At 70.0% G+C, this 12,258-nt stretch carries 11 protein-coding genes and 4 tRNA genes; 7 read left to right on the plus strand and 8 right to left on the minus strand.

Annotated elements, in window-relative coordinates:
- The 5 genes from KIK09_RS59100 to KIK09_RS14200 all read left to right on the plus strand — a co-directional run.
- The coding region (locus tag KIK09_RS59100; protein WP_308164085.1) for an N-acetylmuramoyl-L-alanine amidase at window positions 1-2,288 on the plus strand (2,288 nt) is incomplete at its 5' end.
- A 301-nt stretch (window positions 2,289-2,589) separates the two neighbouring features.
- Window positions 2,590-2,661: transfer RNA gene (locus tag KIK09_RS14185), tRNA-Gly, on the plus strand.
- Window positions 2,662-2,676: 15 nt separating this feature from the next.
- Window positions 2,677-2,747, plus strand: a tRNA-Cys gene (locus tag KIK09_RS14190).
- A 50-nt stretch (window positions 2,748-2,797) separates the two neighbouring features.
- Window positions 2,798-2,869: transfer RNA gene (locus tag KIK09_RS14195), tRNA-Gly, on the plus strand.
- A gap of 28 nt (window positions 2,870-2,897) precedes the next feature.
- Window positions 2,898-2,972: transfer RNA gene (locus KIK09_RS14200), tRNA-Val, on the plus strand.
- 424 nt (window positions 2,973-3,396) lie between these two features.
- Here the strand turns inward: KIK09_RS14200 and KIK09_RS14205 are convergent.
- Complete coding sequence (locus KIK09_RS14205) at window positions 3,397-5,331, minus strand: glycosyl hydrolase family 8 (protein WP_214319665.1); 1,935 nt, start codon at window positions 5,329-5,331, stop codon at window positions 3,397-3,399.
- Window positions 5,332-5,499: 168 nt separating this feature from the next.
- Between KIK09_RS14205 and KIK09_RS14210 the strand changes: the two genes are divergently transcribed.
- Window positions 5,500-5,862, plus strand: a complete 363-nt coding sequence (locus KIK09_RS14210) for an ArsC/Spx/MgsR family protein (RefSeq protein WP_214319666.1) — start codon at window positions 5,500-5,502, stop codon at window positions 5,860-5,862.
- Here KIK09_RS14210 and KIK09_RS14215 read toward each other — a convergent pair.
- The 7 genes from KIK09_RS14215 to KIK09_RS14245 form a co-directional block, all read right to left on the minus strand.
- Window positions 5,859-6,680 (minus strand): class I SAM-dependent methyltransferase, encoded by an 822-nt coding sequence (locus KIK09_RS14215; protein ID WP_214319667.1) that lies wholly within the window; start codon window positions 6,678-6,680, stop codon window positions 5,859-5,861. The genes KIK09_RS14210 and KIK09_RS14215 overlap by 4 nt on opposite strands.
- Window positions 6,681-6,693: 13 nt before the next feature.
- Complete coding sequence (locus KIK09_RS14220) at window positions 6,694-7,359, minus strand: TetR/AcrR family transcriptional regulator (RefSeq protein ID WP_214319668.1); 666 nt, start codon at window positions 7,357-7,359, stop codon at window positions 6,694-6,696.
- 135 nt (window positions 7,360-7,494) lie between these two features.
- Window positions 7,495-8,049 (minus strand): TetR/AcrR family transcriptional regulator, encoded by a 555-nt coding sequence (locus KIK09_RS14225; protein WP_214319669.1) that lies wholly within the window; start codon window positions 8,047-8,049, stop codon window positions 7,495-7,497.
- Between the two features lie 29 nt (window positions 8,050-8,078).
- Window positions 8,079-8,711 carry a response regulator gene (locus KIK09_RS14230; protein ID WP_214319670.1) on the minus strand — a complete coding sequence of 211 codons (633 nt, stop codon included), beginning with the start codon at window positions 8,709-8,711 and terminating at the stop codon, window positions 8,079-8,081.
- Complete coding sequence (locus KIK09_RS59990) at window positions 8,708-9,823, minus strand: sensor histidine kinase (RefSeq protein ID WP_214319671.1); 1,116 nt, start codon at window positions 9,821-9,823, stop codon at window positions 8,708-8,710. Before KIK09_RS59990 ends, KIK09_RS14230 begins: the two co-directional genes overlap by 4 nt.
- Window positions 9,820-10,545 carry an ABC transporter permease gene (locus KIK09_RS14240; RefSeq protein ID WP_214319672.1) on the minus strand — a complete coding sequence of 242 codons (726 nt, stop codon included), beginning with the start codon at window positions 10,543-10,545 and terminating at the stop codon, window positions 9,820-9,822. Before KIK09_RS14240 ends, KIK09_RS59990 begins: the two co-directional genes overlap by 4 nt.
- Window positions 10,542-11,258: an ABC transporter ATP-binding protein gene (locus KIK09_RS14245; protein ID WP_214319673.1), complete on the minus strand. Its 717-nt coding sequence runs from the start codon at window positions 11,256-11,258 to the stop codon at window positions 10,542-10,544. Before KIK09_RS14245 ends, KIK09_RS14240 begins: the two co-directional genes overlap by 4 nt.
- Before the next feature lie 129 nt (window positions 11,259-11,387).
- On the opposite strand from KIK09_RS14245, the gene KIK09_RS14250 reads away from it, so the two are divergent.
- The gene (locus tag KIK09_RS14250) at window positions 11,388-12,044 is read left to right on the plus strand and encodes an SAM-dependent methyltransferase (protein WP_250573181.1); all 657 of its coding nucleotides are present in this window, start codon (window positions 11,388-11,390) and stop codon (window positions 12,042-12,044) included.
- The last annotated feature ends 214 nt before the right edge of the window (window positions 12,045-12,258 follow it).

The following is a 12,258-nucleotide window of genomic DNA, read 5'->3' on the forward strand; positions in this document are numbered from 1 at the left end:
GCACCGTCAACCCCCTCCCCGCCCCACCAGCCGCCATCCGCGCTCACAGCGACGCCACCGCACCCCGCACCCACCTGACCGCACCGCAGAGCACCGCGAGCCACCCGGCAAGCACCACAACCCAGCTCAGCGCCACGCCACCCACCGCCCACAGCGCCATCGCCTCCAGCACCTCCCCCACCCACGCCGCCGCCTCCTTCCAACTCGCCTACACCCGCAGCACCGCCTTCTCGCAGCCCACCTACGCCCACACCGCCGCCCTCTCGCACCCCGCCTACACCCGCGGCGTCGCCATCTCGCAGCCCGCCACGGTCCACCAGCTAAGCGCTGCCCGCCTCCGGGGCTCCTTCGCTTCGTCTGCCGTCGCCCGCCACCACGGCGTCACCGAAACCGGCGTTTCCTCCGTCGCCGCCTCTTCGCACCGCGGCTCCGTCTCAGCCGCCTACTCGCAGCCGCCCTACACCCGCGGCACCGCTTCTCTGCCCGCCTACACCCGCAGCACCGCGCTCTCGCAGCCCTCCTCCGGGCATGCCCACCTGCCCGCCCGTGGCGCCCAGCCCGCCCGTGTCGCCGCGCCCGGCTCCTTCCCAGCCGGACAACGGACCCGCGAGACGCTCTCCGGGCGGACCCGCGACGGGCTGGCCGGACGGACCCGCGAGGTGGCGGTCGGGCGGATTCATGAGGGTGTGGTGGGGCAGGCGGTGGATTCCGAGATGGACGATGGGCGGGGGGACGGCTCGCGGCCGATGGGGAGGGCGGTGGTGCCCGAGGTGTCCACGGCGGGTGAGGCGCCTGAGGAGACGTTGCGGATCGCCGCTCGGCTGATCGGCGCCGATCCTGCGCAGGTGCGCACGGACCCGGCCGTCAACATCCGGGCCGGTGCCGCTCTCCTGGCGTCCTATCAGCGCGAGCCGAGCCAGGACCCCAACGCCTGGTACGACGCGGTCGCCAGGTACTCGGGCTCCGACGACCCGATCGCCGCGCGGGCCTTCGCCGACGAGGTGTTCGAGGTGATGCGTTCCGGCGCGGCCCGCCGTACCGATGAAGGGGCTTACGTACGGCTGGCCCCGACGGAGGGCCTGCGACACCCCACCCCGATGCGGATGGCGAGCAGGACGGAATGTCCGGCGGAACTGGGATGCGAGTGGATGCCCGCCGCCTACAAGCGCTTCGGGAAAAAGGACTACGGCAACCACGATCGGATGCGCGGCTCCCGGCGGATCGACTACATCGTGATCCACGACACCGAGGGCACCTATGGCGGGGTTGCGTCGATGGTGCATGATCCGCAGTATGTGAGCTGGCACTACACGATCCGCTCCCGTGACGGACATGTCGCCCAACATGTGCTGACCAGGGACATCGCCTGGCATGCGGGGAATTGGGATGTCAATTCCCGCTCCATCGGGATCGAGCATGAGGGATACCTCGCCAAGGGCACCTGGTACACCGAGGCCCTCTACCGGTCCTCCGCCCGCCTGGTGAGATATCTGGCGGGCAGGTTCGACATCCCGCTCGACCGGGCCCACATCCTCGGCCACGACAACGTCCCGGGCACGACGCCGAAGATGGTGTCCGGCATGCACGAGGATCCCGGACCTTACTGGGATTGGGCCCACTACTTCGAACTGCTCGGCGCCCCCTTCGAACCGGCCGGGAAGGGTTCCTCGGTCATCATCCGCCCCGACTTCGACCAGAACCGGCCCACTCTCACGGGCTGCGCGAAGCGCAAGAAGCCCTGCCCGCCTCGCGGCTCCTCGACGATCTGGCTCCGCAAGGCGCCGCGCGACAACGCCGTGCTCGTGGACGACATCGGCAAGACGCTCGGCAGGAACTCGACCTACAGCGTCTACGACCACAGCGCCCGCGCCTCCACCGGCCAGCGCTACGCCCTCGCGGGCACGTCGGGCGACTGGACGGCCATCTGGTACCTCGGCCAGAAGGCCTGGTTCCGCAACCCGCCCGACCGGCCCACCGCCATCCCCGCCACCGGCCCGCTGGTCGTGCCACGCCACGACAAGGTCAAGGTGTACGGCAGGGCGTATCCCGAGAGAGCCGCCTATCGCAGGACGGGCGTCAAGTACCAGCCGCAGGTGCCGCTCCAGTACCGCCTCCGCACCGGCCAGCGCTACTCGCTCGGCCTCACGATCCCGAGCTCCTACCAGTCGGCCAAGACCTTCAACCCCGCCAGGCACGTCACGGTCCACGGGAAGCTCCGGTATTACCAGATCCAGCTCGGCCACCGCGTCATGTTCGTCAAGACCAACGACGTCCGCGTCCTCCGCTGACACAGACAGATCCGGTACGGCGTGCCAACCGCACAAGCACCCGGACGGGAAGGAGCGCCCCCGGCACAGCGTGCCGACCCCACAAGGCGTCCCGACGGGAAGGAGCGCCCCGGCACAGCGTGCCAACCGCACAAGGCGTCCCGACGGGAAGGAGCGCCCCCGGTACGGCGTGCCGACGACACGAGGCATCGGTGCGGGGATGGCGTTGGGGCAGGAAAACCCACGGTTTCGGGCGCGTGTGCGCACGGGCACTCCGCAGAGACGATATGGTTTTCCCGTGACCGGCAATCGCCGGAAACGCGCGGAAGTGGCTCAGTGGTAGAGCATCACCTTGCCAAGGTGAGGGTCGCGGGTTCGAATCCCGTCTTCCGCTCGGAGTACAACTCCTGGTGGAGTGGCCGAGAGGCGAGGCAGCGGCCTGCAAAGCCGTCTACACGGGTTCAAATCCCGTCTCCACCTCGGTGCGGTCGGCGGACCCCGCGGGATCCGCTAAAGTAAGTGAGCGCCATGCGGAAGTGGCTCAGTGGTAGAGCATCACCTTGCCAAGGTGAGGGTCGCGGGTTCGAATCCCGTCTTCCGCTCTGAGGTCAACTCAATATTGATCATCCCGGACGATTAGCTCAGCGGGAGAGCGCTTCCCTGACACGGAAGAGGTCACTGGTTCAATCCCAGTATCGTCCACCAGATTCACAGGCCGGTTCCTTCACCAGAAGAACCGGCCTTTTGATCGTCCGTGCTGAGGACGTACCTGCTCAAGAAGTTCGGCAACGGTTGCTCGTCGCAATCTCCCCGCGTACGGCAGGCGGCGTGGCTCGGCCGACGAGAGCGACGGCCTGGTTTTCGGTGGCCATCTCGCGCACGGTGTCCAGCCGGGCCCGGGTCGTCGATGATCCCGGATGCCGGTCAGCCCCGCCCCGATGAGGCGACGCCATCAACCGGCAGGTAGTCAACGAGGACGCCGTCCGGCCGGGGATGATCGAAGGCCGGACGGCGTACACGGGTCGCTACAGGGTGATCGGGATGCTGGTCACCGTGTTGGAGACCTTGGGCTGCGACGCCGAGGTGATCTTGATGACTCGGCCCGCGACCATGACTGCGGAACCGAGCATCAAGGCACCCAGTGGTTGCCGGAGACGGTGATCATGGTTTGGAGCTGGATGCTGGCCGAGTAGTAGCCGGTGGTGTCGATCGGCGTGGCGAGCATCTTGTTCCACAGGGCGTCCAGCCAGGCCTGGCTGCCGGGGTCGGTCAGCGCCGCGACCGCGAACGGCGCGAAGAAGGCGGCCTCGCTGCCGCTGGAGATCTGCGTGCCGTTCAGCTTGTAGCCGACGCCGATCTTGGCGGGGTCGCCGCCGGTCTTGGCCTTGATCCAGCTGTTGAGCTTGCGCGCCGCCGCCAGGGACTTGGCGTCGCCGCTGGTGACCGCGTCGTCGGCGATCCGCCACGGCGTGCGGCAGGAGTTCCACCAGTAGTTGCCGTCGTTGACGTCCTCGAGGACCTTGCCGGGCGCGGGCTTGGCCGTGGTGTTGGTGTTGACGATGAAGTCCGGCAGCAGCCCGGTGCTGGACGCGTAGGTCGACTGCATGGACGCGATCAGGTTCTGGTGCGCCGTGCGGATGGTGTCCCAGGCGGCGTCACCGGAGGCGGTGCGGAACGCGCGGAAGTGGTCGATCATCCAGTCGGAGGCGCGGGTGATGTAGTAGGACGCGTCGCCGGAGCTGGACCAGTCGCCCATCTTGACCAGGTTCGTGGAGGGGTTGACCTCGTCCTTCTTGATGGCGGCGATGTGCCTGGTGGCGAGCTGCTTGTAGTTGTACGTGCCCGCGCTCCCCCACTGCCGGTCGGCCAGGAGCAGCCCGTAGGCCACGTCGAGGTCGCCGTCGGTCGCGCTGTCGGAGCCGTCGACGCTCTTGCACGCGCTGTCCTGCTCGGCGGCCAGCAGGTCGTGGTTGTTGACCGAGGGGTGGTCGATCATCCACTTGACCATGCCGTCGAAGATCTTCTTGGCGTCCGGGTCCGCGCCTGCCATCGTGGCCACGATGGCCATGCCGTACCCCTGGGCCTCGGCGACGTAAGGGTGGTCGGCGTCGGGGGAGATGACCTGGTACCAGCCGTTGCCGCAGTTCTGGCGGACGAAGGCGGACTTCCACTTCTTGTAGTAGTCGATCACCTTCTGGTCGATGGCCGCCTGGTCGCCGCTCGGGCGCAGGGTGCCCGGGGTGTACGGGATCGAGTGGCTGCCGAACGGCACGGCCACGCCTCCGCCGCCGGACTGCGTGGTGGCGGTGACGGCGTCGCTCGCGGGCGAACGGTTGCCGGCGGCATCCACCGCCTTGACCGTGTAGGTGTAGGCCGTCGAGGCGGCCAGGCCGGTGTCGGTGAACGACGTGCCCGTCGCGGTGCCCGCCAGGGTGGCGCCCCGGTAGATCTCGTAGCCGGTCACGCCCACGTCGTCGGTGGAGGCGGTCCAGGCCAGCGAGACGCTGCTCGACGTGGTGCCGGTCGCCTGCGGGTTCCCTGGCGCGGTGGGCGGGGTCGTGTCACTGGAGCCGCCCGAGGTGCCGTACACCTGGAACTCCCACAGGGAGTAGCCGTAGGAGGTGCCCCTGGCCGTGCCGTACATCCGGACGTAGCGGCCGCTGCCGGAGACGGTCAGGTCGTCCGTGCCGCCGTCGCCGGAGGTGGTGGAGGAGACGTCGGTCCACGTGGTGCCGTCGGGCGAGGTCTGGATCTTGTACGACTTGGCGTAGGCGGCCTCCCAGATCAGCTTGACCCTGGAGATCGTGGCGGTGGAGCCGAGGTCGACCCTGATCCACTCGGGGTCGTGGCCCTCCTGGGAGGCCCAACGGGTGCCGGTGTTGCCGTCCACGGCCTTTGCCGCCGCGTAGCTGGAGGACTCGGTCGAAGAGGAGGTGGCCGGTTTGCCCTGCGACAGCAGGGTTTCGGCGGCGGTGACGGCGGAGTGGGCGGGCGGCGCGGCCATCGCCGGCTGCGCGGCGAGCGCGAGCGCGGCGACGGCGGCCGCCAGGGAGATGCGTAGCATCGGTGCTCCTGCAGAGGCTGGGGGTGACAGGAACCTCGATAGTTAAGAAAGATTCCTAACTACCAAGGGGTAGATTAGGTTGCCCTCATCCCGCGCGCAAGACCCCGCCTCCGCCGCACGCCCGCGGATGCGGACATCACCGCAGCTCAGGCGTGATATCCATGATTGGTGGAGATCTGGATCAATCCCGCCTGCTCGAAGTGCCGGGCGGCCCTGGAACTGCTGGACGCCGAGCAGGCCGGCTACACCGTGCGCCACTACCTGGAGGACCCGCCGACCGAGGCCGAGCTGGGCGAGGTCCTCGGCCGCCTGCGCCTGGAGCCGTGGGACATCACCCGGCTCGGCGAACCCGTCGCCGCCGACCTCGGCATGGAGTCCTGGCCCAGGACCGGGGAGAGCCGGGACCGGTGGATCGCGGCGCTCGCCGCGCACCCGATCCTCATCCAGCGGCCGATCATCACCGTGGACGAGACGACCGCCGTCGTCGCCCGCTCCCCCGAAGCCGTCAGGGCCGCGCTCGAGTCGACCTAGAACCGGTAGTGGAGCACGGTCGTGCCGTGGCGGGACCACCAGGCGCTCAGCGAGGCCAGCTGCGTGAACAGGCGCAGCGCCAGCGGGAACTGGGCGACCTCGGGCTCGCGGGTCAGCAGGATCTCCCTCACCAGCTTTATGCGGGGGTTCCAGCTCTCGGGCTCGCGCGGGTCGTCGAACCCGGGTGACTTGAGCAGGTCGGCGACCGACTGCGTGCCGCGGTAGCGCTTGGCGGCCCAGATGGCGAAGCGGGAGTAGCCGTTGAAGGCGATCTCACCGTGCGGGAAGTGGTCGATGAGCCGGTTCATCAGAGCGATCATGTCGTCGGGCGTGAGGAAGGCCAGCAGCCCGTCGGCGACGATCACGGCCGGTCGCCCGGTGGGCACGGCGTCCAGCCAGTGCAGGTCGGTCAGGTCGGTGCCGATGCCGTGGGCTCCGGGACGCTCGGGCAGCACCCGCTGCCGGGCGGTGATCACGTCGGGGAAGTCGACGTCGTACCAGTCGACGCCGGGCGGCGGGTCCAGGCGGAACACCCGGGTGTCCAGCCCGGCGCCCAGGTCGAGGCCGATCGCGTCCGGGTTACGGGCGATGAATCCGGCCGCGACCTCGTCGAGCTTCTTGGCGCGCTGCGCGATCAGCAGGATGGGGTTGGTGCTCATGTGGAACTTGTCGCAGTCGTAGTCGAGCTTCCTGACGATCTCGTCGGCCATCGTGTCGGACAGGATGGAGTTGTCGAAGCGACTGTCGAGTGCCTTGCCGCACAGCGTCAGCCAGAGGCTGTTCTCCAGCGGGGTGAATTCGGGCAGGGTGATGCCCATGGCGGCGTCCTTTCTACAGCTGGTAGATCCATTCGCGAGTGGCCGGGATCACCTGCTCGAAGACGGCTGTGATCTCCGCGGCCGCCGCGGTGACGCCCTCGGGTGAGGGGTTCGCCGGTTCGAAGGCGGTCTCGACCACATGGGCCAGGGCGTCCGCCTTGGCCCGCAGCTCCATCTCGGCGGCCGCCGGGTCGAGGTTGTCGAGGAGATGGAAGCCGACGTGCACGGCCGTGAAGGCGTAGGCCAGGTCCCGCACGTCGTCGCGGAGGAGCCCGTGCTTGGCCAGCACGTCCATGAAGCGGGAGATGGCCAGCAGGTCCTCGCCGCGCCTGGGGCTCTCGGCCATGAGGTCGCGTAGCTCCCTGGCCTCGCCGGTGATGATGGCGCGCAGCACCGGCCTGCCTTGCACGGCCAGGAACGAGGCGGCCATCAGCCGGTGCGGCAGCACAGCGGCCGGATCCTTGCCTAGCCCGGTGAGCAGTTCCTCGAGGTAACCGACGCCCTCGCGCATGATCAGCGCCTGGAAGAGCCGCTGCTTGGTGCGCCAGTGCAGGTAGACCGTACCCTTGCCGATCCCGGCACGCTGAGCGATGTCCTCCACCGTGACCTTGCGGTAGCCCAGGCGCAGCAGCAGCTCGGCCGCCGCGTCGAGAATCCGGTCCGCCCGGCTGTGGTCCATCGCATGCTCCTCCGTTTGACTGGTTGACTGGATTGGAAATCTGGTCAACCAGTCACACGTTACACCAGGGCAGCCGTAGGGATCTCTCTATAACCCGGAGGCATGGGCCTTCCAGTTGACCAGGCGAGCGCGGTGCTAAAGCAGGGCTCGGCAGGTGGTGACGATCAGGTCGTCGATCTGCGGAGGCGGTGGGTCGCCGGAGCCGAGATGGCGGCGGACCGCGCCGTAGGGGACGTCGACGACCGCGAAGGCCAGCGTCGTCGCGTCGAGGCCGGGATGGCGGGCGAGGTAGCCCTCCAGCGCGGCGGCCGGGACCCGCTCGATCCGCCGCAGCTCCTCGCCCAGTTCGGCCGGCCAGGCGGCGACCAGGTCGGTGCGCCGGTAGAGCAGCAGCACGCCCGCCTCGTCGGGGTGCAGGCGGCACCAGCGCGGGGTGTGCAGGGCGGCGGCCTCGACGTCGTCGGCGTCGAGCGCGGCGACGAAACCCTGCTGGAAGCGTTCGACCGTGCGCACCCACAGCGTCGCAAGCAGCAGGTCGCGCGAGCGGAACCGGTGGTAGAGCGAGCCGGCGGGCGCGCCGAGCCGCTCGCCGAGCGCGACCGTGGTGGGCCCGGCGGGCCCCTGCTCGACCAGCAGCTCCAGCGCCGCGTCGAGGATCTGATCCGCGGAGAACTTCGCCGGTCTGCCCATCGTGCTGGAATTCTAGATCAGCGCGTGGCTCAGCCGCCGGGCTTGAGCAGGCCGGCGTCGTAGGCGGCGGCGACGGCCGCCGCGCGGTCGTTGACCTTGAGCTTGGCGAAGATGTGCAGCAGGTGCGTCTTCACCGTGGCCTCGGTGATGAACAGCTTCCCTGCGATGTCGCGGTTGGTCGCGCCGCGCGCGACGAGGCCGAGCACCTCGAGCTCGCGCCTGCTCAGCGTCTGCGGCTCGGGCGCGCGCAGCCGGTGCGTCAGCACCCCGGCGACCGACGGCGACAGCACCGTCTCGCCGCGGGCCGCAGCCTGGACGGCGCGGCGCAGCTCGGCGCGGGGCGTGTCCTTGAGCAGGTAGCCGGTGGCGCCCTGCTCGATGGCGGGCACCACGTCGGCGTCGTCGCCGAAGGTGGTCAGCACCAGCACGTGCACGCCGGGCTGCCGCTCGCGCAGCAGGCGGATGACCTCCGCGCCGCTCATCCCGGGCATCCGCAGGTCGAGCAGCACGACATCGGGAGAGGTACGGCCGGCCACGACGAGCGCCTCAGGCCCGTCCGCCGCCTCGCCCACCACCTCGAAGGCCTCGTCGCCGGAGAAGATGCCGCGCAGCCCGTCACGCACCACCGGGTGGTCGTCGACGATGATCAGCCGGACCGTCATGCCTCACGCCCCAGCGCGGGCACGGTCGCGGAGATGCCGGTGCCCTGGCCTGGCGCCGTCTCGACCTCGAAGCGGCCGGCCAGGCGGGTGACGCGCTGGCGCATCGCCACCAGCCCGAAGCCGCCTGCCGTACCGGATCCGCTGAAGCCGGAACCGTCGTCGCGCACGTCCAGGACCACGACGTCCTCCATGTAGGAAAGGGTGATGCCGACGCGGCCGGCGGCGGCGTGCTTGGCCACGTTGGCCAGCGCCTCCTGCGCCACCCGCAGGAGCGTGGCCTCCACGTCGGCATGCAGGGGGCGGGCGTCGCCGGTGACCGACACGGTCGCGGGCACCGCGCAGGCCCGCGACCACTTCTCGGCGACCTCTTCCAGGGCGGCGGCGAGCTGGGCCTGCTCGAGCGGGGCGGGCCGCAGCGCCTGCACCGACCTGCGCGCCTCGGCCAGGCTCTCCCTGGCCAGCTCGCGCACGGTGTCCAGCCGGGGCCCCGCCCCGGCCGGGTCGTCGATGGCCTCGATCTGGGTCAGGATGCCGGTCAGCCCTTGGGCGATGGTGTCATGGATCTCCCTGGCGAGCCGCTGGCGTTCCTGCAACACCCCGGCCTCGCGGGCGCCGGTCACCAGCCGGGCCTGCAGGTCGGCGTTCTCCTCCGCGAGCGCCGCCAGCTTGGCGATCATCCGCTTGCGCGACTCGTTCTGCGACCGGATCACCTGGCCCGCCAGGCCCGCCGCGGAGGCCACCAGCGTGGCCACCAGGAAGGAGAACGGGATCTGGGCCCAGGGCCTGGTGCTCACCAGGACGGCGGCGGTGGCCGCCACCCCGGCGTAGGCCCACCAACCGGGCAGCAGCAGGAAGGCCTGGATGAAGGCGCCCAGGCAGATCACCATGAACAGCGAGTCGATCCTGATCAGCACCGCCACCAGCCCGAGCAGCACCGCGAGGTAGGCGATCGCGCCCGCGAGCCGCTCGGTCCGCCCCGCCATGAACCACTGCCACCCCACGGCCGCCAGCACCAGCGCCAGCACCTCGGGCCGCCACTGCCGGACCAGGGAGAAGACCGCCGGCAGCAGGATGAACAGGTACGGCAGGGCCGACCAGACCCGCGGATTCACCACCGGAACGCCCGCACGGCGATCGCACCGGCGACGAGGGCTATGGCGGCCATGATCCCCACATTAGACGCGGAGACCGCGTTTCCCACCCATCCATCGCGAAGTGCGTCCACCGCGGGCGCCATCGGCATCAGGTCGCCGATCGCGCGCATCGCCCCGCCCATGGTCTCGCGCGGGATCACCGCACCCGACAGGAAGACCATCGGGAAGAACAGGCTCAGCCCGATCACGGTCGCCGCCCGCCCGCTGGGCGCCAGCGCGCCGACCAGCAGCCCGATGGCGCCCAGGCTGAGCCCGCCGAGCAGCCACGCCAGCAGCACGCCCGCCACGTCCGCGGGCCCGGCGAGCCCGTAGAAGGCCAGCCCGAGGCCTACGAGCAGCGCGCTGCCGAGCACCGCGAGCAGCATGTGCGCCACCCACTGCGCGCCGTACAGCATCGCGGGCGAGGCCGGCGTGGCCCGCAGCCGCTTGAGCACCCGCCGCTCGCGGTACTGCGCCAGCGTGGCGGGCAGCACGACCAGCGCGGCCAGCCCGACCACGAAGACGATCAGCATCGGCACTGTGGCGTCGACCAGCCGCACGCCGCCCGGCAGCGGCTTGTCGCCGCCCCGCAGCTTGACCCAGAGCATGATCACTGGGAAGGCCAGCGCGAAGAACGCCGACATCGGCTCCCGCACGGCCAGCTTGAGCTCGACCGCGATGACGTTGACGATGCCTTTCATGACTGGTCCTCTCCGGTCAGCGTGACGTACGCGTCGTCCAGCGAATGTGTCCTCGTCCTCGCGATGAGCTCGTGCGGACTCCCCTCGGCGATCACCCGGCCGGCGTCGACGACCGCGATGCGGTCGCACAGCGCCTCGGCCTCGTCCATGAAGTGCGTGACCAGCACGACGGTCACGCCGCGCTCGCGGACGGCCCTGATCAGCCCCCAGGTCGTACGGCGGGCCGACGGGTCGAGCCCGGTGGTCAGCTCGTCGAGGAAGACCACCTCCGGATCGCCGACGAGGGCCAGCGCGATGAACAGGCGCTGCTTCCACCCGCCCGACAGGCTCGCGAACCTGGTGCGCCGCCGGTCGGTCAGCCCCCACTCGTCCATGACCTGCCGCCAGTCGGCGGGCCTGTCATAGAAGGAGGCGTACATCCGCAGCGACTCCCCCACCGTGATCGCGTCGGGCAGCGCCGCCTCCTGCAGCTGGACGCCGATGCGGGGCAGCAGCGCGCGCCGGTCGGTCTCGGGGTCCAGCCCGAGCACCCGCAGCGTGCCGCCGTCACGCCTGCGCAGCCCCGACGCGCACTCCACCAGCGTCGTCTTGCCCGCGCCGTTGGGGCCGGCGATCCCGAAGATCTCGCCGTGCTCCACCCGCAGGCAGAGCCCGTCCACCGCCGTTGCGCCGCGGTAGGTCTTGACCAGGCCGTCGATCTCGATGACTGTCATGGCTCGAGGATCACCGCGATGCGCGGCCCGCGACATCAACCGAATGACCGATGGGCATCAACCGCAGCTGTTTGCCGGGTCGGCAACAAGGTTTGCGTCCGGACGGCGCTCTGCCGCATCCTCTGGCGCATGCATGACGACGTGATGCCCGCGGAGTTCTGGGACACCCTGTACTCCGAGCGGGACCAGTACTGGACCGGTGAGCCGAACGCCTCCCTCGTGCGGGAGGTGTCGGACCTGGTGCCCGGGCGGGCCCTGGACCTGGGATGCGGCGAGGGCGGTGACGCGATCTGGCTGGCCGGGCGCGGCTGGCGGGTGACCGCGGTGGACATCTCCCAGGTGGCACTGGAGCGGGCGGCCCGCCGCGCCGCCGAGACGGGAGTGGCCGACCTGATCGACTGGGAGCTACACGACCTCGGCCACGACTTCCCCGCCGGCGAGTTCGACCTGGTCACGGCCGCGTTCCTGCACTCTCCCACGGACCTGCCGCGCGAGCGGATCCTGCGCAGGGCGGCCGAGGCCGTCGCGCCGGGCGGCACGCTGCTCATCGTCGGCCACGGCGCCGCGCACTGGCAGGACGAGCAGGGTGAGCGTCACGAGCACAGCGGGGCCGGGCACGCGGACCTGGCGCTGCCCACGCCCGGCGAGGTGCTGCGGTCGCTCGACCTGCCGGACGCCCAGTGGAAGGTGCTGGTCAGCGAGGAGTACGAGCAGATTCACACGGCCCAGGACGGCCGGCAGCTCCACCGCACGAACAACACCCTCAAGCTGGCCCGCATCACCTAACCCGTTGCGGAGTAATCCGGAAATATCGGGACAAGAGGGGAGAGAGATGCGACCTGGGGTCACAGAAGCGACTTGAGTGATAATCGCCACATGTGCCACTATGGCGTCTGCCTGGGCGGCGGAACTAACAGTAATTATCCAAGTAAGGGGTAATTCATGCCGCTCAGAACCCCCTGCTCGGCAATTCGCAAAACTCCTTCTTCATTGAGGAGTT

Origin of the sequence: Nonomuraea sediminis, from assembly GCF_018531495.1 — a bacterium.
Taxonomy (GTDB): Bacteria; Actinomycetota; Actinomycetes; order Streptosporangiales; family Streptosporangiaceae; genus Nonomuraea; species Nonomuraea sediminis.

Coding starts and splice junctions, on each gene's coding strand:
- KIK09_RS14215 (WP_214319667.1), bottom strand. CDS start 6,680: ATGGGCATCACCCTGCCCGAATTCACCCCGCTGGAGAACAGCCTCTGG.
- KIK09_RS14220 (WP_214319668.1), bottom strand. CDS start 7,359: ATGGACCACAGCCGGGCGGACCGGATTCTCGACGCGGCGGCCGAGCTG.
- KIK09_RS14250 (WP_250573181.1), top strand. CDS start 11,388: ATGCATGACGACGTGATGCCCGCGGAGTTCTGGGACACCCTGTACTCC.
- KIK09_RS14225 (WP_214319669.1), bottom strand. CDS start 8,049: ATGGGCAGACCGGCGAAGTTCTCCGCGGATCAGATCCTCGACGCGGCG.
- KIK09_RS14240 (WP_214319672.1), bottom strand. CDS start 10,545: ATGAAAGGCATCGTCAACGTCATCGCGGTCGAGCTCAAGCTGGCCGTG.
- KIK09_RS14230 (WP_214319670.1), bottom strand. CDS start 8,711: ATGACGGTCCGGCTGATCATCGTCGACGACCACCCGGTGGTGCGTGAC.
- KIK09_RS14245 (WP_214319673.1), bottom strand. CDS start 11,258: ATGACAGTCATCGAGATCGACGGCCTGGTCAAGACCTACCGCGGCGCA.
- KIK09_RS14205 (WP_214319665.1), bottom strand. CDS start 5,331: ATGCTACGCATCTCCCTGGCGGCCGCCGTCGCCGCGCTCGCGCTCGCC.